Origin of the sequence: Anaerobacillus arseniciselenatis (assembly GCF_001865995.1) — a bacterium.
Taxonomy (GTDB): Bacteria; Bacillota; Bacilli; order Bacillales; family Anaerobacillaceae; genus Anaerobacillus; species Anaerobacillus arseniciselenatis.
Window position 1 is genome coordinate 66,325 of record NZ_MLQQ01000005.1, and the last position, 21,865, is coordinate 88,189.

General features: G+C 36.1%; 21 protein-coding genes, 11 tRNA genes, 2 rRNA genes and 1 riboswitch. Of the genes, 5 read left to right on the forward strand and 29 right to left on the reverse strand.

What is annotated here, in order from left to right; genetic code table 11:
* Nucleotides 1-243: 243 nt before the first annotated feature.
* The 5 genes from cpaB to BKP35_RS06205 all read right to left on the reverse strand — a co-directional run bounded on the left by cpaB (nt 244) and on the right by BKP35_RS06205 (nt 3,085).
* Nucleotides 244-915 carry a Flp pilus assembly protein CpaB gene (gene cpaB / locus BKP35_RS06185; protein WP_071312517.1) on the reverse strand — a complete coding sequence of 224 codons (672 nt, stop codon included), beginning with the start codon at nt 913-915 and terminating at the stop codon, nt 244-246.
* A gap of 9 nt (nt 916-924) precedes the next feature.
* Entirely contained in the window at nt 925-1,833 is a 909-nt protein-coding gene (locus tag BKP35_RS06190; protein ID WP_071312518.1) for a Tad domain-containing protein, read from the reverse strand.
* A gap of 13 nt (nt 1,834-1,846) precedes the next feature.
* Nucleotides 1,847-2,227, reverse strand: coding sequence for a TadE/TadG family type IV pilus assembly protein (locus BKP35_RS06195; RefSeq protein ID WP_071312519.1), 381 nt, complete (start codon nt 2,225-2,227; stop codon nt 1,847-1,849).
* The gene (locus BKP35_RS06200) at nt 2,224-2,736 is read right to left on the reverse strand and encodes an A24 family peptidase (protein WP_245741886.1); all 513 of its coding nucleotides are present in this window, start codon (nt 2,734-2,736) and stop codon (nt 2,224-2,226) included. The genes BKP35_RS06195 and BKP35_RS06200 overlap by 4 nt, the downstream gene beginning before the upstream one ends.
* A gap of 166 nt (nt 2,737-2,902) precedes the next feature.
* Entirely contained in the window at nt 2,903-3,085 is a 183-nt protein-coding gene (locus tag BKP35_RS06205) for a Flp family type IVb pilin (protein ID WP_071312520.1), read from the reverse strand.
* 265 nt (nt 3,086-3,350) lie between these two features.
* Nucleotides 3,351-3,442: riboswitch (cyclic di-GMP riboswitch) on the reverse strand.
* A 494-nt stretch (nt 3,443-3,936) separates the two neighbouring features.
* Between BKP35_RS06205 and BKP35_RS06210 the strand changes: the two genes are divergently transcribed.
* The gene (locus BKP35_RS06210; RefSeq protein WP_071312521.1) at nt 3,937-5,658 is read left to right on the forward strand and encodes a BCCT family transporter; all 1,722 of its coding nucleotides are present in this window, start codon (nt 3,937-3,939) and stop codon (nt 5,656-5,658) included.
* A gap of 216 nt (nt 5,659-5,874) precedes the next feature.
* Here BKP35_RS06210 and BKP35_RS06215 read toward each other — a convergent pair whose 3' ends face one another.
* Nucleotides 5,875-6,198, reverse strand: a complete 324-nt coding sequence (locus BKP35_RS06215; protein WP_071312522.1) for a BC1872 family protein — start codon at nt 6,196-6,198, stop codon at nt 5,875-5,877.
* A 331-nt stretch (nt 6,199-6,529) separates the two neighbouring features.
* Here BKP35_RS06215 and BKP35_RS06220 point away from each other — a divergent pair, with 331 nt between their 5' ends.
* Nucleotides 6,530-7,435: a flagellar assembly protein A gene (locus BKP35_RS06220; RefSeq protein WP_071312523.1), complete on the forward strand. Its 906-nt coding sequence runs from the start codon at nt 6,530-6,532 to the stop codon at nt 7,433-7,435.
* Nucleotides 7,432-7,968, forward strand: a complete 537-nt coding sequence (locus BKP35_RS06225; RefSeq protein WP_169819151.1) for a hypothetical protein — start codon at nt 7,432-7,434, stop codon at nt 7,966-7,968. The genes BKP35_RS06220 and BKP35_RS06225 overlap by 4 nt, the downstream gene beginning before the upstream one ends.
* Before the next feature lie 208 nt (nt 7,969-8,176).
* Here BKP35_RS06225 and BKP35_RS06230 read toward each other — a convergent pair whose 3' ends face one another.
* Genes BKP35_RS06230 through BKP35_RS06245 form a run of 4 tightly spaced genes read right to left on the reverse strand, consistent with a single transcriptional unit; the run spans nt 8,177 to nt 11,410 of the window.
* Entirely contained in the window at nt 8,177-8,914 is a 738-nt protein-coding gene (locus tag BKP35_RS06230; protein ID WP_071312525.1) for an ATP-binding cassette domain-containing protein, read from the reverse strand.
* Nucleotides 8,911-9,609, reverse strand: coding sequence for an ABC transporter permease (locus BKP35_RS06235; RefSeq protein WP_071312526.1), 699 nt, complete (start codon nt 9,607-9,609; stop codon nt 8,911-8,913). Before BKP35_RS06235 ends, BKP35_RS06230 begins: the two co-directional genes overlap by 4 nt.
* Before the next feature lie 21 nt (nt 9,610-9,630).
* Nucleotides 9,631-10,476, reverse strand: coding sequence for an ABC transporter substrate-binding protein (locus BKP35_RS06240; RefSeq protein ID WP_071312527.1), 846 nt, complete (start codon nt 10,474-10,476; stop codon nt 9,631-9,633).
* A 13-nt stretch (nt 10,477-10,489) separates the two neighbouring features.
* Nucleotides 10,490-11,410: a helix-turn-helix transcriptional regulator gene (locus BKP35_RS06245; protein ID WP_071312528.1), complete on the reverse strand. Its 921-nt coding sequence runs from the start codon at nt 11,408-11,410 to the stop codon at nt 10,490-10,492.
* 375 nt (nt 11,411-11,785) lie between these two features.
* Here BKP35_RS06245 and BKP35_RS20060 point away from each other — a divergent pair, with 375 nt between their 5' ends.
* Nucleotides 11,786-11,920, forward strand: coding sequence for a hypothetical protein (locus tag BKP35_RS20060; protein ID WP_281244184.1), 135 nt, complete (start codon nt 11,786-11,788; stop codon nt 11,918-11,920).
* Between the two features lie 130 nt (nt 11,921-12,050).
* Here the strand turns inward: BKP35_RS20060 and glmS are convergent, their stop codons facing one another.
* The 6 genes from glmS to sigW form a co-directional block, all read right to left on the reverse strand.
* The gene (gene glmS, locus BKP35_RS06255) at nt 12,051-13,853 is read right to left on the reverse strand and encodes a glutamine--fructose-6-phosphate transaminase (isomerizing) (RefSeq protein WP_071312530.1); all 1,803 of its coding nucleotides are present in this window, start codon (nt 13,851-13,853) and stop codon (nt 12,051-12,053) included.
* Nucleotides 13,854-14,349: 496 nt separating this feature from the next.
* Nucleotides 14,350-15,699, reverse strand: coding sequence for a phosphoglucosamine mutase (gene glmM / locus BKP35_RS06260; RefSeq protein ID WP_071312531.1), 1,350 nt, complete (start codon nt 15,697-15,699; stop codon nt 14,350-14,352).
* A 41-nt stretch (nt 15,700-15,740) separates the two neighbouring features.
* Nucleotides 15,741-17,036 carry a CdaR family protein gene (locus tag BKP35_RS06265; protein WP_071312532.1) on the reverse strand — a complete coding sequence of 432 codons (1,296 nt, stop codon included), beginning with the start codon at nt 17,034-17,036 and terminating at the stop codon, nt 15,741-15,743.
* The gene (gene cdaA, locus BKP35_RS06270; protein WP_071312533.1) at nt 17,029-17,850 is read right to left on the reverse strand and encodes a diadenylate cyclase CdaA; all 822 of its coding nucleotides are present in this window, start codon (nt 17,848-17,850) and stop codon (nt 17,029-17,031) included. Before cdaA ends, BKP35_RS06265 begins: the two co-directional genes overlap by 8 nt.
* Before the next feature lie 471 nt (nt 17,851-18,321).
* The gene (locus BKP35_RS06275; protein WP_071312534.1) at nt 18,322-18,945 is read right to left on the reverse strand and encodes an anti-sigma factor family protein; all 624 of its coding nucleotides are present in this window, start codon (nt 18,943-18,945) and stop codon (nt 18,322-18,324) included.
* A 13-nt stretch (nt 18,946-18,958) separates the two neighbouring features.
* A complete protein-coding gene (gene sigW / locus BKP35_RS06280) occupies nt 18,959-19,522 on the reverse strand; it encodes an RNA polymerase sigma factor SigW (RefSeq protein WP_071312535.1) in 564 nt (187 codons plus the stop codon).
* Nucleotides 19,523-19,696: 174 nt separating this feature from the next.
* Here sigW and BKP35_RS06285 point away from each other — a divergent pair, with 174 nt between their 5' ends.
* On the forward strand, nt 19,697-19,906 hold the full coding sequence (locus BKP35_RS06285) for an aspartyl-phosphate phosphatase Spo0E family protein (RefSeq protein ID WP_071312536.1): 210 nt from the start codon (nt 19,697-19,699) through the stop codon (nt 19,904-19,906).
* Between the two features lie 229 nt (nt 19,907-20,135).
* On the opposite strand, the gene BKP35_RS06290 is transcribed toward BKP35_RS06285, so the two are convergent.
* The 13 genes from BKP35_RS06290 to BKP35_RS06350 all read right to left on the reverse strand — a co-directional run.
* Nucleotides 20,136-20,211 (reverse strand) — tRNA-Ala (locus BKP35_RS06290).
* A 4-nt stretch (nt 20,212-20,215) separates the two neighbouring features.
* Nucleotides 20,216-20,289 (reverse strand) — tRNA-Gly (locus BKP35_RS06295).
* A gap of 13 nt (nt 20,290-20,302) precedes the next feature.
* Nucleotides 20,303-20,374, reverse strand: a tRNA-Gly gene (locus BKP35_RS06300).
* A 34-nt stretch (nt 20,375-20,408) separates the two neighbouring features.
* Nucleotides 20,409-20,484, reverse strand: a tRNA-Lys gene (locus tag BKP35_RS06305).
* A gap of 5 nt (nt 20,485-20,489) precedes the next feature.
* Nucleotides 20,490-20,564, reverse strand: a tRNA-Gln gene (locus BKP35_RS06310).
* A 9-nt stretch (nt 20,565-20,573) separates the two neighbouring features.
* Nucleotides 20,574-20,658 (reverse strand) — tRNA-Tyr (locus BKP35_RS06315).
* A gap of 19 nt (nt 20,659-20,677) precedes the next feature.
* Nucleotides 20,678-20,750, reverse strand: a tRNA-Thr gene (locus BKP35_RS06320).
* Between the two features lie 48 nt (nt 20,751-20,798).
* Nucleotides 20,799-20,874: transfer RNA gene (locus BKP35_RS06325), tRNA-Val, on the reverse strand.
* A gap of 187 nt (nt 20,875-21,061) precedes the next feature.
* A tRNA-Glu gene (locus BKP35_RS06330) sits at nt 21,062-21,136 on the reverse strand.
* Nucleotides 21,137-21,148: 12 nt separating this feature from the next.
* Nucleotides 21,149-21,224 (reverse strand) — tRNA-Thr (locus BKP35_RS06335).
* A 1-nt stretch (nt 21,225) separates the two neighbouring features.
* A tRNA-Asn gene (locus BKP35_RS06340) sits at nt 21,226-21,300 on the reverse strand.
* 49 nt (nt 21,301-21,349) lie between these two features.
* A 5S ribosomal RNA gene (rrf, locus tag BKP35_RS06345) occupies nt 21,350-21,465 on the reverse strand.
* Between the two features lie 289 nt (nt 21,466-21,754).
* Nucleotides 21,755-21,865 (reverse strand): 23S ribosomal RNA (locus BKP35_RS06350); the annotation flags it as partial.

Genomic DNA, 21,865 nt, shown 5'->3' on the forward strand with positions numbered 1-21,865 from the left:
TAATGTAAAATTTACAATTTAAAATTCAAAATTGTGAGAGTTTAAGCTGCGTAGTTTCTTTAATTTTTGAGTTTTGAGTGTTAAGTGTTGAGTTGTTTTTTGTGAAGCTTCGTCGATTTTTAATTTAGGACAATTTAAAATTTAGAATTTTTTTAATGCCTATTCTTCGGAGCTTTTCTTTTGATAATTTTCAATTTTTAATTCTTAATTCTTAATTCTTAATTCTTAATTCTTAATTTTTAATTAAGATCCCTCTTCGACCCGACTATGCAGTGTTAACTGGATATTGCCGCGTTCGGAGGCGTTTACCAGTCTTACTGTATCATCTCGTGTTAGTTCTAATGTTGCTGCGCTATATTCCATGTAGTTTTCACCACTTGTTGACTCGATTAATTTTCGCCCAACTGCTAATACACGAACATTTTCTAAAATTAGTTCTGTATTAACGATATTTTCTCCATCGACTTTAATCACTTCACTAAACACAACATCGACATAATCTTCTGGTTCGACTAAATTTGAAACAGATTGAACGAAGTTTACTCCTACTGAAACCGCTCGAAGACCTTCCTTCACTTTTCGCGAAACGAATAGTTTCTCATCTTCTTCACGCTGTACCCGGTGGGATAAAACGACTTCTCCAGTGGAAATGTCGGCATTAACGATGAGGCCGTCTAACTGTTCCATCGATGTGATCGCTTGAGGATGAAGTCCTTTTTCTGGGACGCTCGTTACTTCTACTTTATCTGTTGTAATTCGTTCATTTTTTTTCAATGGTTGTGCGGCAACTACTACTTCCACCATGCTCTCAGTAATTGCTGCTGTGGCATCATACTGCTTCATATAACTGTAAAATAATATCGTTGTAATACTCCCCATGACAATTGCTAATAGTAATATAAATTTAGATCTCAATCATTTCACCTACTTTGTCAATCTAACGCTGTATGCTCCTTGGTAGCTACTATCTGGCTCAATAAATCCTGTTCCCGTTCTTTTTATAAACATCCCAGTAATTGTCGTGTCATTATTACTCATCGGTTCTGTTATAAAAAAATAAGCAAAACCAGTTATTTTAACCTCTTTTAACTGATTCGTACTAATATAATGTGGCTTGTATACAGGAACTAAAAGAACTCTTGAACAGTTTCGTTCAATCGCATCACCTGGACTATAAGGGCAGTTTTGAACTAATTCATTGATCACCGACCTCGTTTTCCCTGCAATATTACCAGTTTGAGTTTCTAAAATGTCATTGATTTTTATTTCTGCATTATAGCCATTTCGTAAATTATCTTCATACGTATTTGCCCCCGGACCACCGAGTGCTAAAACACCGAAGTTTCCTGTATCAACATCTTTTTCATCGACCTTTAATAGATATTCTACGTAATGCTCTAATTCGATGGCCTCATCGATTCCTAATGGTGCTGCACCATGTGCTCTTCCCATTGTTCCGATCTCAGCTGCTGCATGAACATGAACCGGTGCTGTCTGGCGGCCAAACAACTTTGAAAACGCGAGTGGAACTTCTTTTTCAAGTTCTACCTCAACACGGTTACCGAGTGTAAACTCTATTGAAAGAAGACTTTCTGTTTCATCGTGCTCCTTTAAAACCCGTTCGACAATACTAGTTACTTCTTCGTCTGTTCCTATCAACTCTTGTGCCCCTGATAACACAGCAGCATTGGCTGTTTTTTGTAAGTGACTTTTCGTCATATACAATGTCCCACCATCAAGAACAAGTCCCGTAATTGCTAAAAGTCCTACCATCGCAAATGAAACGAAGACAAGTGCATTGCCATTTTCTTTTTTTATTAATTGTAATAACATCTTTATCCTCTCCTCACTCCACTCGTATCGTCGAATTTGTTTGCAGCGAAAACGGTGGAATAATCCTTGAGATGAAAGGAGTAAAAAATTCGATCGGATACTCTAGCACAACCGTCACGTATTCTCCAGAAACTCGCTCAGCTTGAGGCGGTTGAACAGCCACATCTAATAATGAAACATCACCGACGTGAACATAATTTTTTGCAAATTGCTTCATCTCCTCGTCACTAGCGCCGAGTCCCCCAAGGCGAACAGTTTCTTGAGTCGCTAAATGAAGATGAATGTTAGTATATAAAACTCTACCTAAGTCAAATATCCCTACTAATAAAAGTAGTAGTATCGGTAAGAGCAAAGCCATTTCAACCATTGATTGTCCTTTTTCATCTTTGATCATAAAAAAGGCAACTCCTGAAATACGAGTGTAAATACTGCTCCTAAGGCAATCGCTACTCCGTACGGATATGTTGCTTTCATTGATCGGTTATCAAATGTTAGTGGGACATCTAAACCACACTTTCTTCCGTATAAGAAATATAACCAGTTCTTTGCCCACCCTTTGCGAAGTACTACAATCGCTAACGCAATAATCGCCCCAATAATAGCCATATAAATAGCCGTTATAAAAACGAAAGATGTTCCTTTCAATGCTCCGATAAAAGCAAGAAGCTTCACGTCACCTGCCCCCATTCCACCTAGTAAAAATGGAATTATCAAGATGGCTAAGCCGAGAAAAAAACCGATAACGGCCGTTGTTACTCCACTAAAACCGTAAATAAAAAAGTTAGCAATAAAAGCAATAACTAAGCTCGGAAAGATAACTTTGTTATATATTTTCCTACTCTTTAAATCAGTAACGACACAAACTGCTAACACTGTAATCAAAAACAGATTGATCGCTATCATCTTCATCCCCTCACAATCTTTCAAAAAAGGGCTGTCCCATTAGTGTCAGATCACCACGCGTTACTAATAAATATAGACCTATAGATTTCAAATGGTCTATATTTCGGTGTCTAACGGTGTCTGACACTTTATTTTGGGACAGCCCTACTTTTTAAGTGTTTTCTTATTAAGGTGTATCCTCTCGGTTTTGTACAATTCCTACAACATCATCGAACATTTCAATAATTTCCTCACGTAGCATCGCTAACGCTCCAACAACCGCCACTGCAATCAAACCTAATACTAATCCGTACTCTGTCATCCCTTGTCCTTCTTCTTCTACTACTAATTGTTTTAACTTATCTACCATTACAAATCGCTCCTTTTAAATTAGTGTATTTTTTAGCATGTGAACACGAATAGACTTGCTCTAACGTGTAAATCGAATCGGCGGGGTTCAATTGGAGGGGGCAAACAAGTGTCTGACACTTGTTTTTTGTCCACCCTCTTTTCTCCATGTTCACCTCCATCAATATAAATAACCCCACCTTACCGAAAGTGGGGTTGCACACTTAAATAAAAGTGCGATGTATTTATACTACATTTAGGTAGCACAAAACAAACTCCCTTTTTCTTTCGGTAACTGGCTGGCGTAGTGTACTTGTAATACACCTTAGCCCCTGTAGCTTTGCGTCACTAACTTTCGCTAGCTTTGCCTTTATCGAGATCCAGTAGTTTGTGATTAGGATCTTCGTTGTGTTATGAGTTCATCTTATTACAACTGTTAAAATTCGCCTATCCATCATAGTTCTCATTTTATTTTAACGCCTAATTGGTCACTATCACCTATAAAAATTAACAAAGAACCCATAAAAGTACGTTATTATTAAATATTTCTAATTAATTTAGGTTTAAAGTATCGTTATTAACTAACTACGAAAGGATCTTCTACATCTTCTTTACTACAATAAAAAAAGAAAAACTAAAAACCTTTTATACTGTGATAAAAGGTCTAGTTTTCTTTCATTTCGTTAGTGTTACTTCGAAATTTAGTGCCTCCTTTTTGTTTTACAACAATTTGAAAATTCCACAAATACTTCAAGACATTATTTTTTTCAACTCTACTATTAGTGATATACTATAAAAATACTATTAAATATATAGGGGGTTATGTAGACTTGTCGATTTGGAATTATTAAATCTTTGGACAAGTAAAAATTTATGAATATGAATGTAAAAGAAAAGCCAGGAATTGTATTTTATATTTCAAGTATTATTATCGCTTTATTCGTTTCATGGGGGATTATTTCTCCAACTTCTTTGCAATCAACTGCCAATCACTTCCTTGGTTTAACGATTGAAAACTTTGGTTGGTTTTATATGATTGTTACTGCCTTTTTTATCGGTTTTATTCTTTTTCTAGCAATTAGCCCGTTTGGAAAGTTAAAGCTTGGTAAACAAGATGAAACTCCACAATATTCATATTACACTTGGATTGGTATGTTATTTTCAGCGGGAATTGGTGTTGGTTTCGTATTTTGGGGTGTAGCTGAACCGGTATTATATTATATCGATGCTCCATACGGAGTCACTCCAGAAACCGCAGATGCTGCTCGAATTGGTTTACGTTATGCCGTTTTCCATTGGGCCTTTCATCCTTGGGCTATTTTTTCACTGGTCGCCTTAGCATTAGCGTACGTCCAATATCGAAAAGATCAACCCGCTCTAATTAGTAGTGCTTTTTACCCCCTCTTAGGAAAAAAAGCACACGGTAATTTCGGGAAAGGGATTGATATTTTAGCTGTCATTGCAACTTCTACAGGTGTGGCAACTACTTTTGGATTAAGTGCCATTCAAATTACTGGTGGTCTCTCACACCTCACCAATATTCCCAATAACGTTGTTACACAATTAATTGTTATTTTTATTGTAACAATCCTGTTTATTATCTCGGCTGCGTCGGGATTAGATCGTGGAATTCGTATTTTAAGTATTACGAACTTAACGATCGCTGGAATTTTATTAGTGTTCATGATTGTTTTTGGTCCAACTCTTTTTATTGCTGAAAGTGCCGTAACGACTTTAGGTGGGTATATTTCTAATTTAGTGCCAATGAGTTTAACGATGACTCCATTTACCGATAGTGTTTGGCTCGGTGCTTACACGATCTTCTTTTGGGCATGGCATATTTCTTGGGCTCCGTTTATGGGCTTGTTTATCGCTCGAATTTCTCGTGGCAGAACGATTCGTGAATTCGTTTTCGGTGTTCTTATCGTCCCTTCAGCTTTAGGACTTATATGGTTTACTGCTTTTGGTGGAACTGCTCTTCATCTTATCAAAACACAAGGCTCAGGGATTGCTGATGTTGTCATGAACAACGTTGAACTCGCTCTTTTCGTGACTTTAAGTGAGCTACCATTAGGAATGTTTATGAGTGGAATAGCGGTGTTTTTAATTTTAATATTTTTTATTACTTCAGCAGATTCGGCATCTTACGTTTTAGGGGCAATGACTTCTAAAGGAAGCTTAACCCCCTCACTAGGTATAAAAGTTATTTGGGGTCTACTTATTGCAGGTACAGCAACAGTGCTTCTGTTAAGTGGCGGTTTAACAGGACTCCAAACAGCATCTATTGTAGCGGCTCTTCCGTTTGCTATTATTATGGTAGCGATGTGCTTTTCTATCATCATTATGTTTAGCAAAGACTTAAAGGAAATAAAGAAAAAGAGAACAAAAGCGCAATTAACAACGATTAAAGAAACGATTCGTGAAGAAATGTACGACGACATTAAAAGTGACATTTACGATGAAGTAAAAGAAGAGTTATATGAAGAAATTAAAGAGGAAGTTATTGAAGAAGTAAAAGAAGAAGTCATTGATGAAGTGAAGGAAGAAGTCCTTGATCATTTTGACTCTGATCAAGACGATCAACAAAACAAATAAACAAAAAAGAGGGCAGACCTTAAGTGCCGATTTAGCATTTTATTATGGTCTCCCCTCTTTTTTTAATTATTACGGTAAATCAATGAATTTCATAATTCATTACTTCCGCCACTAAGATCAATATATAGTTGCGTGATGTGGCTCATTTTTTGTGATTATGAAATTCATTCAAATAATAACTTGATTGCCAATTAAGAGTAAATAAATGTTAAATGTTTAGCACAATTGTCGCCATAGCTTATTGCTATCAACAGTTGAATCTTTCTCAATGATGGAATGGGCTGCATTTGTAATGGCTTCTGCTAACGTATTTCCAGATGCTCTTACATCATTAAAGCAAGCCTCTGAAACCCCATCTGTAGTATATGAAAAGCCAAACTTTTTTAATCTATCAACGATTAACATCGCATGGTCAAGGTTTTTCTCTGGTTGAAATTTCGAAGTTTGAATAAAGATAGCCTTTTCGTAATCATACCATCTGTCCCACCGATTTAACTTCCAACCTAGAATTTTACGAGCTATTGATTCCGTTTTAGTCATATCCAATTCCCCCCATAAATTCTTAATCATTAAATGTTATATAACAATTTGTTTTATTTGATTAAATTATATAACAGGAGAGAAGCGATTTCAACTGTTATATATTAATTTTTCAAAAAAGGCGTTTAACCACTTGTGTAATACAACAATTTAAAAGGACTCTTTTCATACAAAACGTTCATGACGAAGCATCGTCACCATCTAATATAATTGGTACGAAGGTCCTGACTAACTTTTCACTCTAGGTATATGTCGTACCAATTGTCCTTTTTTTACATATATAAATAGTAACAGTGATAAAAGTTTCATCACTTTAAGGGAGAGTTTGTAAATGAGGCAAGGAAGTGATAAAGAGCTCATCGATTTAATTAGCCAAATAGATCAAAAAGAGAAGCAAAGAAAAACGAATAAACCAACAGCAGCTGATGAGGAAGTCGATAAAAACAGTAAAGTATTTACTATTAAACCGGAAGAGAATGATGGATATATCACTGTTAAAAACAATGAAATATTCATAAAAGATGGGGAGGATAACGGTCAGCAACCATCCCTTATTCCAAACGATAACCTCACTACTCTCGTCAATGGAAAACAAATCGACTCAGAAACTATTGTTAGTGAAGGCGATGAAATACGAATAAAAGAACTTTCTAATTCTTCTCCTTATCATATCCTTATAAGCGAGGACAAACTAAAAGTTACTTTTCAACTAAAAAAGAAGTTAATCTTAAAAGAAGCAGCCCCTACAGTGAAACTTAAAGTTGATGTTATCGAAATTACCCCTTCTCTAGAGATACAAAGCGAGTTATTAAAAGTAAGAGAAGACCTTATCCAATTAGGAATTCGGCTTGAAATTAATTTATCGGCGATTATGACTGAGTTGCTCCAACCAACATTTGAAGAAATTGTCATCGTCCAAGGTAGTCCACCTGTTCAAGGAAAAGACGGCTTTGTTGAATATTATTTTAAAAACAAGAAGGAAGAAGTGTACGAAGAAGTTGGTGGAAAAATAAACTTTAAAAATCGATTTAAAATCCCAACCGTTGAAGCAGGAAATATCATCGGCAAAGTTCATGAAGCGATCGAAGGTAAAGAGGGTGTTAATGTTTTCGGTGAAAGTATCTATCCTAAAAAACCGAAACCAGTCAATATCCGTGCAAAAGAAAATGTAAATATATTAAGTAACGGTCAAATTGTCATGAAACTAATAAGTTCGAAGATTTTATTAGTGACATGAGAAAGAATGATATGCCCATTCCTGAAAATATCTTAAAAGTTGAAAATTTACTCAATAAATTTTCCAAAAAAAACCTGGCTCTTTTAGTCACTTCTGAAAAGACACTTAATAATATTATTAAATTTTTAGAAACTGTTTTTGACGAATCAGAGCAAATGGTCCACGAAGATAGCGATATTGGGTTTTCAACGTCCAATGCTTCAACTATTAAAACAAACGGGTCAATTAATATCATAAACATTGGCGTAATTAATACCGATCTATACTCTGACAGAGACATCCGTTTCAACAAAGAAAACGCCGTATTACGCGGTGGAAAAATCGAAGCAAGAGGATCAATTAAAGCTGGAGAAATAGGGACCGAAACCGGAAAACCACCTTATTTAATAGCAGGGGATAAAATATTCGTCCACTATTTAAGAAATGCTAGAGTCCAAATTCTTTCTAGAACAAGAAATTTTTTTGAGCAATTAAAAAACGTTACTATTTATTATGATGAAAAATCAGATGAACTGAAAACCGTCCACCGCTAATAATTTGGACTTGTTAGTCTTAAAATTAGTTAATCGAGTGAATTTCATAATTACCAAAAACGAGTCACACTAAACAATATATAGTTTGCGAACGGTTTTGACGCAACAATATATTGATCTTAGTGACGAGAACTGAATTATGAAATTCATTGCATCTAAAAAAAGAAACGGGGATTCATTAACGCTTCGGTTAATCCCCGTTTCTTTTTTATAACGTATAGAGTTCTTTCCATTTATTCAAAAACGGTGCCACAGCTTGATTTGGTTGGTCAATAACTTCTTTTGTATACCCAATTTGCTCGACATTTCCATTCATAATCACAGCTAAACTTTTTGTTAAGTGTTTAATTTCTAATAGATCATGACTAACAAAAAAAGTCGTAGTACTAGTATCATTTAATATTTCTTTTAAATCTTGAATAAGCTGCGCTTTTGTTGGAAAATCAAGAGCGGAAAACGGTTCATCAAGAAATAGTACCTCGGGCTCTAAAATTAAAGCCCGTGCAAGGTTAACTCGTTGTGCTTCGCCACCCGATAATGATAAAGCATTCTTTTTGGCTAAATGATCAATCTGAAATTTGTTTAACCAATAGTCCACTTTTTCATTTATTATTTTTTTGTTTTCTTTTCTTAACTTTAAGCCAAGCACAACATTTTGCTGAACGTTCGTATCAAATAACAGTGGTTGTTGCATAGCGACAGCAAACCTTCTTCTAATATCTAAACTTAAAGTATTAGCATGCTTTTCTTCACCTTTATAAACGACTCTCCCCTCATTAGGGGCTTGTAAGAATGATAATACTTTTAACAACGTACTTTTTCCCGCACCATTTGGACCAATCACTCCTAATAAATCTCCTTGTTGCAAAGTAAACTCCGGAACATCCAAAAGCGTTTGCTTTTTAGCAATCACCTTTACTTCTTGTAATTGTAATATCTTCTTCATACTAGTTGCTTCCTTTGTTGTAACGACGTTAATATAAACGTAATAATAAATGCTAAAGTCATTAAAATAAATGAAAGGGCGATAGCTACATCAAAATTCCCTTGCGAAACTTCCATTACCATTGAAGTTGTTAAAATACGAGTGTCTCCTTTTATATTTCCTCCGACCATCATAGCAGCCCCAACTTCTGCTAACACTCGTCCAAGCCCTGCCATGATCGCAGCCATAATTGCTAATTTCGTTTCTCGAAGTAAGAGGCCAACCTTTTGAAAACGCGTTGCCCCTAGTGCTTTAATTTGCATAAGCATTTTACTATCCATTTGCTGAAAAGCGGCTGATGTCAAACCGATAATAATTGGTAATGAAACTAACACTTGAGCAATAACAATCGCATGAGTTGTATATAGTAACCCTAAATGTCCTAATGGGCCCGAACGCCATAATAACATTGTAATGTAAAGTCCAGCGACTACCGGAGGTAAACCCATCCCAATATTGACAAAAACAAGGACAATTTTTTTTCCCGGAAATGAATTAAGGCCTAAGAAGACACCAAAAGGAATACCAATCAATGTACTTATAAAAATCGCTGTTAAACAAACTTGTAATGTTGTATAAGTGATTTTGAATATTTCTCTATCACCACTTAAAATCATCTCGATTGCTTTTAATATTCCTTCTATAAAAAGATTCATTTTACAACACTCGCTTAATTGTTATTCTGTATATTGGAAGAACAGTGGTTGATTATATTGCTCAACGCCGAAGTCTTTTATAATTTCTTGAGCTTCATTGCTAACCATAAACTCTACAAAAAGTAACCCTGCTTCACCATTCACTAATCCATGGTTTTTATCATTTACTTGCATCACATGGTAGATATTTAATAATTCATCAGTTCCTTCTACGAGAACAGACATATGCTCAAAGTTATTTGCATGAGCTAAATACGTTGCTCGGTCTGCTAATAGATAACCTTCTCTTTCAGCACTTAATTGCAGTGTGCTACCCATTCCTTGTCCTGTTTCTATATACCATGATTCATTCGACGGATCGACTCTTGCTTTTTCCCAAAGGTCTAATTCCATTTTATGAGTACCTGAGCCGTCTCCTCTCGAAACGAATGTCGCTTTATTCTCAGAAATTCTTTGTAACGCAGTATTTATATCAGCACCACTAATCCTTGCAGGGTCTGCTTTTGGACCAATTATAATAAAGTCATTATACATCACTCTTTTTCTATTAATGACCTCTTCAGTTTCTACTAACTCTTCCTCTGAAGTTGGAGCATGTGTTAATAAGGCATCTGCTTCCCCTTGTTTCCCCATTGCTAACGCCTGTCCTGTTCCAACAGCAATTGTTTTTACATTAATATTGTATTTTTCTTCAAAAATTGGAATTAGAACATCTAGAAGCCCACTATCTTGTGTACTCGTCGTAGTCGCTAAAATCATATCTTTTTGACCGTGACTAGGTTGCCCTTCATTATTATCATTGCTCTTACAGGCCGTTATTACAAATATTAACAGAAACATTAATACTATTTGACTAACAATTTTCATTCGACCCTCGCTCCTAATTCGTTTTATACTTTATTTCCCCTAACCCTTTTAGTGTATACCCTGGTATAGTAGCGATATTAGACTTGAATGGTTCTGAACAAATTAAATCATATAAATGACTAAGTTCTTTTTCATTTTCATCTGTCCAGCAAAATACTAGGTCAAATTGTTCCTCTGTGATAGGGATAAACTCTAGGTTTAATTGTTTTGCCGCTGACTCAATTCCAAAGCCTACATCTGCACTCCCCCTACTAATGTACGATGCAGTTGCTAGGTGATTCCACTCTTCATTTTCATAGCCATTAATTTCATTAGGTTTTATTTGTTGTTCGGCCAAGAACGCGTCAAACAAAAAACGGGTTCCAGAACCTTTTTGCCTATTCACGAAAACAACATCTTTTCTAGTTAATTCTTTAAAACTAATAATTTTTTTCGGATTCCCTTTAGCAACAATGAACCCTTGCTTTCTAGAAGCTAGACTTATGACAGAAATACGTTCATGAACAAACAGCTGCTTAATAAACGGAAGATTATATTCTTTAGAAGTTGGATCAAGAAGGTGGACAGCCGCAACATCTGCCGATCCCCGATATAACATCATCAACCCTTCAAGACTACCGATGTACGTAGGTTGCAGCTGGATATCGGTATGTTGACTAACGTACTTTGTTAATTGCTCAACTAAAAAATCGTGGCTTCCTGTTAGTCGAATCGTTGAATTATAAGAAGGATTTGATGCTAATGTCTGATTTGTTTTTGTTTGATAAGCTTGCGTACTATTTTTATAGCGATCTACCTCTTCACGGTTAATTCGCATTTTATTTCCGACTTTAAAAGCGTTTAACTCGCCTCTTTTTATTAACTCATAAACCGTATGTTTAGAAATTTTAAACATTTTCGCAATTTCATCTGGTGTATAAGTAGTATCATTCATCGTCGTTAGACCCTTTCATTAGTAGTACTTTTATTTAAAAATAACTTATTTTCATGATTAACACAACCTTTTTCGTTAAGTTTTGTTTAGTTTCGTTAAGGGATGTTATGTTTTATTGTTTTTTGCAGCTAACAAACTAAAATGGCGACTGGCATTTTCATTCTTAATAGCGACGATTAATCGTCATGATGAATTTTGTATGAAAAAGGCGGATGATTTCGTGAACGAGCCTCTGCGATTCGATAGAAGGTCACAGCGAAGAGAAGGAAATCATTCGCCTTTTTCCATCTTAGATCTGTCATGCTCGTTTTTGTATAAAAATGTATTTAGTGTACACAATAACATAACAAGGAAATTAAAATTGGAGGAAAGTTTATGGATAAAGATATAAAAAATAAAGACGACTATATAGTTAAAGAAGCAATAAGAGGCTTAATTATCGGTTTCTTACTTATGGTATTTGTATTTTCATTTGTCCATTTCGTTCTTGGATTTCAAGCATTTTCATAAATTCCTAAGGGAAATGCGATGAAAATCGATCGATTAACCGCATGCACACACTAAAGCGACTTTTATAGAGGTCGTTTTGCTAAATATATAGAAAAAACATCGAAAGGAGTTTACCTTCCGATGTTTTTTTCTATTCTACAGTTACACTTTTAGCCAAATTTCTTGGCTTATCTACGTCACAGCCTCTATGAAGAGCTGCGTAGTATGAGATTAATTGTAGAGGAATTACAGCTACAAGTGGAGTTAAATAATCGTGTACTTTCGGAAGTACAAATGCATCATTATCCGCATTTAAGCCTTCTAAGCTAATGATACAAGGATTTGCACCACGAGCTGCAACTTCCTTTACATTTCCACGAATACTTAAGTTCACATGTTTTTGTGTTGCTAAAGCAATAACAGGTGTTCCTTCTTCAATTAAAGCGATTGTACCGTGCTTTAACTCTCCACCAGCAAAGCCTTCTGCTTGAATGTAAGAGATTTCTTTTAGCTTTAAAGCACCTTCTAGACCAACATAATAATCAGAAGCACGACCGATAAAGAAACAGTTTCGAGTAACACTTAAATATTCGCGAGCAATTTTTTCTAGTGCTTCTTTTTGGTCACATAACGTTTCCATTACAGTTCCAACAATACTTAATTCTTTAATTGGATCAAAATCTAGCGTAAGTCCACGAGCTTTCGCTGTATCAACTGCAAGAATAGCTAATACCGCCATTTGTGCAGTATATGCTTTAGTACTAGCAACGGCAATTTCTGGCCCAGCATACGTATGAAGTGTAAAATCTGCTTCACGTGATAAAGTTGAACCTGGAACGTTTGTAATCGTTAAAGCTGGATAACCTAACTTTTTCACATTAACTAAAACACCGCGGCTATCTGCTGTTTCACCGCTTTGTGAAATAAATATAAAGAGTGGTTTTTCTGATACTAACGGCATATTATAAAGAAATTCACTAGCAATATGCGTTTCTACTGGTTTTTTCGCAATACTTTCAATAAGTTGCTTCCCAACAAGCCCCGCATGGTAACTAGTACCAGCAGCAATAATATAAATACGATCTGCTGCTTGCATTGCTTTACGAATATCTTCATCTAATTTAATTTCGCCATTTTCTTTTTGATATTTAGAAATAATGTTACGAATGACTAGAGGCTGTTCATCTATTTCTTTTAACATATAGTGCGGATACGTACCTTTTTCTATATCACTAGCATCTAGCTCAGCAATATAAGATTTACGTTCGATCTTTTCACCAGTTAATGTTTTAATCGTAATTGCTTCACGAGTAACGATAACAATCTCTTCATCCATAAGTTCAATGAACTCATTGGTTACTTGAAGCATTGCCATTGCGTCACTTGCAATGACATTAACGTCATCACCTTTACCTACAAGTAATGGACTTTTATTTTTACCTACATAAATTGTGTCGGTATTTTCTTTATCGATTAAAGCTGTAGCATATGATCCTTTTAGTAAAGAAAGAGTTTTACGAAATGCTTCTTCTACTTCCAAACCATCGCGAACGAAGCGCTCAATAAGTTGCACAATAATTTCTGTATCTGTGTCACTTGTGAAATGAACACCATTTAAATACTCACGCTGCAGGCTTTCATAGTTTTCTATTACACCGTTATGAACTAACGTAAAACGATGTGTTTCACTTTGGTGAGGGTGAGCATTTTCTTGGCTAGGTGGACCATGTGTCGCCCAACGTGTATGACCAATTCCTGCAGTTCCTGCCTCATTTTCATCAACCGTTTTTCTTAAGTCAGCAATTCGCCCTTTTTCTTTATATAAGTGAACTCCATTTCCATTAGCAATGGCAATTCCAGCTGAATCATAGCCTCTATATTCTAACTTCTCTAATCCTCTTAGTAAAATTTCTTTTGCATCTTGATTACCGATATAACCAACGATTCCGCACATAATTTATATTCCTCCCTATGTGAGGCAAGAAAAATGCACTTCAATAGCACAGCAAAATAAATGAGCAGTCCTATTTAATGATTTTATTATTCCAAGTGCTTATTAACCTTGGGGCTACTTGCCCCACTCTTTACGTTATTTTCTTCGCAGAACACCAATGCTTTAGCCTTTGTTCAAGAAGTCACCTTCTTGTTTTTCACTAAAGCTTACGATTGTGGTGTAGCAACCGAGAGGCATCCGCCGATTTCCTCGATAAACCTCTTCCTCGTCAACTATTCTAGCTTTCCCGTCCATTAGAATAGTTCAGGCGCTTTCCATTATATGTTGTCCGGTCCTCCTCTCTTTCTTAAAATCAAGATTAATCATACTACATCCTAACAAAAACCGTCAATTAGTAATTTTGACTAAATTTTTCCAAGCAACAAAAAGTTGCTATAATATAAAAATATGCACAGCGCACCTAAATAGTGCTAACTGTGCATAAAAGGTTCACGATTTATAATGATCCCAATTCTTTTTTTACTATATTAACGATTTCTTCTACGTACTGCTCACAAAGTTCCATTGTAGGAGCCTCAGCCATTACTCGTACAAGTGGCTCTGTTCCAGAAGGTCGCACTAATATGCGCCCATTGCCAGCCATTACTCCTTCTACACGACGTATTTCATCAGCAATGACTTGATTTGTAAGTAAATCTTCCTTATTTTGTACTTTTACGTTTACTAATTTTTGCGGATATGTTTCTAACTCTGATGCAAGTTCAGATAATGGTTTACCAGTTACTTTCATAATGTTTACTAATTGTAATGCTGAAAGTAATCCATCCCCAGTCGTATTATAATCTAAAAAGATAATATGCCCAGATTGCTCTCCACCTAAATTATAACCGCCTTTTCTCATTTCTTCCATTACGTAACGATCGCCTACTGCCGTTTGCTTCGTAGCAATCTCTTCTTTTTCAAGAGCTTTATAAAAGCCCAAGTTACTCATTACTGTGGAAACTACAGTATCATGTTTAAGCTTACCTTTTCCTTTAAAGTATTTCGCACAAATGTACATAATTTTATCGCCATCGACGATATTTCCTGTTTCATCAATTGCAATTAAACGGTCAGCATCACCATCAAATGCTAAGCCGATATGTGCTCCTTTTTCAACAACAACTTCCGCTAACTTCTCAGGGTGTGTTGAACCAACTCCGTCATTTATATTAGAGCCATTCGGATTTGTACCGATCGTGGATATGTCTGCTTCTAAATCAGCAAATAAATGTGGTGCGATCGAAGAAGCTGCTCCATGAGCACAATCTAGGGCTATATGCATCCCTGAAAAGTCTTCTTCAACGGTTTGTTTTAAAAATTGTAAATACTTCTGAGCGCCTTCAAAGTAGTCATTTACTTGACCAACACCGTCACCGACCGGTCGAGGAAGTTGGTCTTGTGTCTTATCTAGTAGATTTTCAATTTCTGCTTCTTGAACGTCTAATAGTTTAAATCCATCTGGGCCAAAAAATTTAATTCCGTTATCCTCAACAGGATTATGCGATGCTGAAATCATTACACCTGCATGTGCACTTAATGCTTTTGTTAAAAAGGACACTCCGGGAGTTGAAATAACGCCTAAACGCATTACTTCTGCACCTATCGATAGTAAGCCAGCGACTAAAGCTCCTTCTAGCATATGTCCAGAAATTCGTGTATCTCTTCCGATTAGTACTTTTGGTTTTTCACCACTGTTTTTCGTTAAAACATAACCACCAAATCTCCCAAGTTTAAAAGCAAGTTCCGGTGTTAATTCTGTATTAGCAACTCCCCTGACACCATCTGTTCCAAAATATTTTCCCATTTTAATATCTCTCCTTAAATTTACAAGCCAATATTCTCTAGTCAATTAGTTGTCGTTTCATCATCTAACTCTTCACTTTCACTACTCTCATCTTCATCACTTGCATTTAACACTTCTGATACGATAATCGTTACATTTGTTCCTTCGTTTCCAAATGTAACATTTTGTGGTCCGCTTATTTGAAGGGGAACCTCATGCTCACCGACTGATAATTGACTTACATCTATATAAACTACAATATCTTCTTTTTGTAATTGATCTATGGAATTAGGAGAACCTTTTGCCGTAAGCGTGACGAGTCCTTCTTCAGGCTCTACAAAGGCAACCTCCATTTGTTCTGTTAATCCTATGACCTCAATCACTAAATTATCAACTTCGAGCTGCTCTTCTAAATCAACTTCTACAACTACATCAACGGTGGATGGAGAAACCTCTTCGACTCCTTCTGGAACTGGAATTTCCACTTCAAATATTGTATTTTCCGTAATTGTCGATAAATCTATATTTAATCCATCGATATATGAAATTTCATTTAAGATATCTTTCGGAGCATAGATTGTTACTTCTTTAGGGTCAGTAGTTATTGAACGAATACTTAATCCTTCTGGCAGTTCTCCTTGTCGATTTACCTTTAATGGCACATCTTTATTAGGACTTGTAATTGGTATTTTTACGTCAACGACTGTTGGATTAACATCAAGGTGTAATTCATTTCCTTGTTGGTCGTAAACTTTCACTGGAACACTCGTTTCAACCGTTCGTTTAACCCCTTCAAGGTCAACAAAACCTTTCGCAAACGATACATGATTTAAAATGCTCTCTGCGGCAGTAATCTCAACATTGATTGGATTTACGACAGGCTCTCCAACACTATAGCCCTCATTTATTGCATTTTTATTGATTAAGTCGATTTCTACTGGTAAAGATATCGTTCGTTTTTCTTCTATAGTTACTCTAACCGTTTGTGGAACAATGTTCACGTTCAATTCATTCGGAAAATTTCGATGTTCGACAGCAACATTATGACTTCCCGGGCCTAGATCACGCAAATCAATATATACTTCATACGTTGGTCGTATTTGTAAAATGTTAAGAAAATTTTGCGGTCCTCTTAAATGAACCTGCACATTTTCTGGAATTTCTGTAATTGCATATTGATCTTCATCGTAATGTACATGTAAAGGGACTTCTTCTAATGTTTTTGATGCATTAGTAATCGTTGGTAAAACACCTGGCTGGTTGTTCACATTATCGTAATTCACTACAGCAAACAGCATAACAGCAATAAAAAAAGAAGTTATTTTCACAAACCAAGGGTTATTATACAATTTATCCATTTTTCTTCCCTCCCCACTGCCAAAGAGAAGTTGAGTTCGCTTTCATTGCCGTTACTAATTCTTGCATTAAAATTTCTTTTAAAGCTTCTTCATCTAGGTCTCTATGGATCTCTCCATTTTTAGTCACAGATATACTTCCTGTCTCTTCTGAAACAGCCACCGTTATACAGTCGGTTACTTCACTAATCCCAAGTGCTGCTCGGTGCCTAGTTCCTAATTCCTTAGAAATAAACGGATCTTCAGATAAAGGTAAATAACAGCCCGCAGCCATAATTTGTTGATTTTTGATAATCACAGCACCATCATGAAGAGGTGTATTCGGTATAAAAATGTTAATTAGCAATTCAGAAGTAAGCTTTCCTTTCACAGAAATTCCTGTTTCAATATAATCATTCATACCAGTCTCTCGTTCAATTGACATTAATGCACCAATCCGACGTTTTCCCATATATATAGAAGCTTTAACGATTTCATCAATCGTTTTCTCCATTTCTTCATCATCAATGGAACTACTTCGAGATATAAATTTACCTCTTCCTAATTGTTCTAAAGCTCTTCTTAATTCAGGTTGGAAAATAATAATAATCGCTAGTAACCCATAAATCACAGCTTGAGACATAATCCACCTAAGTGTATGTAAACCTAGATATCCACTTAAGAACCATACCGCTAAAATAACGATAATTCCTTTAAGTAGCTGCACTGCTCGTGTACCACGAATAATCATTATAAGTTTATATATAACAAAAGTAACGAGTAAAATATCTACTGCGATTCTTAGTATATTAAGAAGTTGTATATCTTCGGGTAACATCTTTTTTCCTCCAAACAATCGTAGTTTATCATGAGGCTTAACTTTTTAATTATATCATATGCTTAACTGTATATCAGTAACCTATATATGTGATAGTCCCATTTAACCATTTAATACCCGTCTTTATAAATTTATAAAATAATTTCAAGGCTTACTTTATAGTATAAACAATATTTTCTATTTATAGTAAGAAATACGTAAGCGCCTTGGTCAGTGAAGTGTCTTAGAGCTAGACACCTTTTCTACTTCAAAAAAGATATAATTTCTTATCTATTGAGTGAATTTCATAATCATCTAAAATGAGCCACATCACGCAATATATAGTTTGCGTATGGTTTTGACGCAACTATATTTATTGATCTTAGTGGCGGAAATAATAGATTATGAAATTCATTAATTAGAAAAACTCGCCCTTTGACGAGTTTTCTTTTACGTTTTTCGGATAAAAAATTCAAATAGACTCTCATTTTTTTATTTTTCAAAAACGTTGATAACATCAGAAAAGAAAGATTTAACATTGTACCAAAACCATTCTAATCCTTTATTTATCTCTTCGATATCACCAGCAACATTACCAGCTTGCGCCATATATTTTTCTCCATTAATAACAGTCACATTTCCATTAACTTGCCCTTCCACTTGCAAGCCGCCATTCTTTATAACTAAATCACTATTAACTACTTCCCCTTTAGGGACTACGACTAGATTTTTTTCTTTATCAATTAATAAATTTGCTTCACCTGAAACTGTTAGTTCATTTCCACCATCGATCCAAACCGAAAACATACTTGTCGCCATTAATAAGATAAAAATAGAAGCAGCAACTAAGGCAGGGTGCCTCTTCATCCAACGCTTCCAATTTACAGACCGTTTTTGTTCTGGTAACTGACTCATCACTAGTTCGGTCAGATTTTCAGGCGCCTCAATGTGAGAAGAGCTTTGAACAAAGGCTATGGATTTCTTTAGCTCGCTCATATGTTTATTGCAAGCTTCACAATAACTTAAATGTTTCTTTAAAATTTTTCGTTCCTGTTCAGTTATTTCTTCATCTAAATACTTATGCATCAAGGAGACTATTTCTTTATCACATTTCATTTTATTCTCTCCTTTATTTACTACTTAATTTCTTTCTAAGTGCTTCTCTACCTCTATGAATTCTCGTCTTTACCGTTGCTACAGGAATATCTAATATTTCACTAATTTCTTTTAATGATAAGTCTTCGATATACTTTAGTATAATTGCAGAACGATATTTTAAAGGTAAATTTAAGATCTCTTCTTGTATCCAGTGCTGTAATTCATGAGTGATGACTTGATCTTCGGGAAGTTCTTCGGTAGCAGCAATTTGCGACGACAATGTCAATCCTTCTGTCCCTTCTATGTGCTGCTCTAAATAAAAATCAGGCTTTTTCTTTCGTAAACGATCGATGGAAAGATTCGTGACTATTCGAAACAACCAAGTTGAAAACTTCCTATTCACATCATAAGTATCAATGTTCACATAAGCCCGTAAAAAAGACTCTTGGGCGATATCTTGTGCCTCATGAACATTTCCTACCATCCGGTAAGAAATTTGATACACTTTATCTTTATAAAGTTCAACAAGCTCAGCAAAGGCCTCTTGGTCACCCTTTTTTACATCAATTATGATCCTCTTTATTAAAGTCTCCATAAGTTTATACCTCCGCTCTATGCGGTTACTCTATTTACGTAAAAACGTCAAAATAAGTTTCAACATTTTTTATTTTAACATGCTAGAAAATAAATTCCCTACTTTTTTAGAAAAATGTTTAATTTTAGGAACATCGGGTATTAGTAAGATAAATAGAAAAAGGGAGGCATTAGCATGGAAAATAGGCAATTGAACAATGTTATTCTTTGCAGAATTTCTAAAGCAAGAAAACATATGATTACAGTAGCTAAAGAAAAGCCCCTTAATTCTGAAGAGGTTGTTAGTGCTAGTCAAAAACTGGACAAGCTCCTTAATATTTATACTAAATATCAACAAAAAAAGCTTAAACATGGTTGTTACAACCATACTAAAAATGTAATTTAAAAGAACAGATGGTACAACAAGAAAATTAAAATGTTGATTGTAGCCAAAATAAATAGGCACAGAGGTCAGTGTGATCCTTTGTGCCTATTTATTAATGAGTTCGATTAGAAGCATCGCTAGAGTTAAATATATTTAGTGACAAGAAGTTATCCATAAGTCATTCATATTAATATCTTCCTTAAACAACAAAAAACCTAGATAAACTAGGAATGTATTATAAAATTTGTAATGGTGGAGCCTAGCGGGATCGAACCGCTGACCTCCTGCGTGCAAGGCAGGCGCTCTCCCAGCTGAGCTAAGGCCCCTTATTGGAGCGGGTGATGAGAATCGAACTCACGACCAGAGCTTGGAAGGCTCTTGTTTTACCACTAAACTACACCCGCGAAATATTAAGAAAGCGGAAGACGAGATTCGAACTCGCGACCCCCACCTTGGCAAGGTGGTGTTCTACCACTGAACTACTCCCGCAATATGAAAAGTTATTTTCCTAAGAAAAGAACTTTGGTGAGCCATGAAGGATTCGAACCTTCGACCCTCTGATTAAAAGTCAGATGCTCTACCAACTGAGCTAATGGCTCATATCTGGCTGGGCTAGCAGGATTCGAACCTACGCATGACGGAGTCAAAGTCCGTTGCCTTACCGCTTGGCGATAGCCCAAAAATGAAATGGTGGAGGGGGACGGATTCGAACCGCCGAACCCGGAGGGAGCGGATTTACAGTCCGCCGCGTTTAGCCACTTCGCTACCCCTCCACTTAGTTTTAAAACAGAGTGCCGGCCAGAGGACTTGAACCCCCAACCTACTGATTACAAGTCAGTTGCTCTACCAATTGAGCTAGGCCGGCTTAAACAGGTAAATTTTTTTCGCTTCACTTTGTTACGCAAAAAAATTCTGGTGGAGGATGACGGGATCGAACCGCCGACCCCCTGCTTGTAAGGCAGGTGCTCTCCCAGCTGAGCTAATCCTCCGTAGTATTGATGAAGCCTATTCAGTGAATATCCTGTTTCTTCCTCTACAATTGTTACTCAGACGTATGTGCGTCAAAACAACTCGTAGATTATTCGATGAAGTATTGCTTCGTAGCTGAGCTAGTCCTTCAACACTCAAAAAAAATATGTTAGCTCTTACATTAATAGTAAGCTATCATAAAATAAATGGTGACCCGTACGGGATTCGAACCCGTGTTACCGCCGTGAAAGGGCGGTGTCTTAACCACTTGACCAACGGGCCATGTTTTGTAAATGGAGCTTCCAACCGGATTTGAACCGATGACCCCTTCCTTACCATGGAAGTGCTCTACCTACTGAGCTATGGAAGCATGGCTCCACAGGTAGGACTCGAACCTACGACCGATCGGTTAACAGCCGATTGCTCTACCACTGAGCTACTGTGGAATGTTTATGAAATCCATTACCAAAATAAGCAGAACAAAAAAACAAGAGTGCTTGGCAACGTCCTACTCTCACAAGGGGAAACCCCTAACTACCATCGGCGCTGAAGAGCTTAACGATCGTGTTCGGCATGGGAACGAGTGTGACCTCTTCGCTATCGCCACCAAGCTTATATATCATATAGACAATTGATATAATAAAACATTTTTAAGTTTATGTCAATACTTTTTAGTTTTGAATTATGAGTTTTGAGTGTTGAGTTACTTACAAGCGTCTCTTGGAGGCTCACTAGCATCAATCTTCATATCCATAATTCATTGAAAGATTGTTCTTTCAAAACTAGATAACAGACACAATTAAGTTACTTGAGTATTTCATTCATTTCATTTTTGAGCTTCATCTTTCGATGTTTGTGTTTTGCTTCTTTGAGGTACTTTCATAACTCAAAACTTATTTTTAGGATAAGTCCTCGACCGATTAGTATCTCTCAGCTCCACGTGTCGCCACGCTTCCACCCGAGACCTATCAACCTCATCATCTCTAAGGGGTCTTACTGGATTAACTCCAT

Bases quoted from the DNA above. Each gene is read 5' to 3' on its own strand.
- BKP35_RS06190 (WP_071312518.1), bottom strand. From the start codon at position 1,833: ATGTTATTACAATTAATAAAAAAAGAAAATGGCAATGCACTTGTCTTC.
- BKP35_RS06195 (WP_071312519.1), bottom strand. From the start codon at position 2,227: ATGATCAAAGATGAAAAAGGACAATCAATGGTTGAAATGGCTTTGCTC.
- BKP35_RS06200 (WP_245741886.1), bottom strand. From the start codon at position 2,736: ATGATAGCGATCAATCTGTTTTTGATTACAGTGTTAGCAGTTTGTGTC.
- BKP35_RS06205 (WP_071312520.1), bottom strand. From the start codon at position 3,085: ATGGTAGATAAGTTAAAACAATTAGTAGTAGAAGAAGAAGGACAAGGG.
- BKP35_RS06210 (WP_071312521.1), top strand. From the start codon at position 3,937: ATGAATATGAATGTAAAAGAAAAGCCAGGAATTGTATTTTATATTTCA.
- BKP35_RS06215 (WP_071312522.1), bottom strand. From the start codon at position 6,198: ATGACTAAAACGGAATCAATAGCTCGTAAAATTCTAGGTTGGAAGTTA.
- BKP35_RS06220 (WP_071312523.1), top strand. From the start codon at position 6,530: ATGAGGCAAGGAAGTGATAAAGAGCTCATCGATTTAATTAGCCAAATA.
- BKP35_RS06225 (WP_169819151.1), top strand. From the start codon at position 7,432: ATGAGAAAGAATGATATGCCCATTCCTGAAAATATCTTAAAAGTTGAA.
- BKP35_RS06230 (WP_071312525.1), bottom strand. From the start codon at position 8,914: ATGAAGAAGATATTACAATTACAAGAAGTAAAGGTGATTGCTAAAAAG.
- BKP35_RS06235 (WP_071312526.1), bottom strand. From the start codon at position 9,609: ATGAATCTTTTTATAGAAGGAATATTAAAAGCAATCGAGATGATTTTA.
- BKP35_RS06240 (WP_071312527.1), bottom strand. From the start codon at position 10,476: ATGAAAATTGTTAGTCAAATAGTATTAATGTTTCTGTTAATATTTGTA.
- BKP35_RS06245 (WP_071312528.1), bottom strand. From the start codon at position 11,410: ATGAATGATACTACTTATACACCAGATGAAATTGCGAAAATGTTTAAA.
- BKP35_RS20060 (WP_281244184.1), top strand. From the start codon at position 11,786: ATGGATAAAGATATAAAAAATAAAGACGACTATATAGTTAAAGAAGCA.
- glmS (WP_071312530.1), bottom strand. From the start codon at position 13,853: ATGTGCGGAATCGTTGGTTATATCGGTAATCAAGATGCAAAAGAAATT.
- glmM (WP_071312531.1), bottom strand. From the start codon at position 15,699: ATGGGAAAATATTTTGGAACAGATGGTGTCAGGGGAGTTGCTAATACA.
- BKP35_RS06265 (WP_071312532.1), bottom strand. From the start codon at position 17,036: ATGGATAAATTGTATAATAACCCTTGGTTTGTGAAAATAACTTCTTTT.
- cdaA (WP_071312533.1), bottom strand. From the start codon at position 17,850: ATGTTACCCGAAGATATACAACTTCTTAATATACTAAGAATCGCAGTA.
- BKP35_RS06275 (WP_071312534.1), bottom strand. From the start codon at position 18,945: ATGAAATGTGATAAAGAAATAGTCTCCTTGATGCATAAGTATTTAGAT.
- sigW (WP_071312535.1), bottom strand. From the start codon at position 19,522: ATGGAGACTTTAATAAAGAGGATCATAATTGATGTAAAAAAGGGTGAC.
- BKP35_RS06285 (WP_071312536.1), top strand. From the start codon at position 19,697: ATGGAAAATAGGCAATTGAACAATGTTATTCTTTGCAGAATTTCTAAA.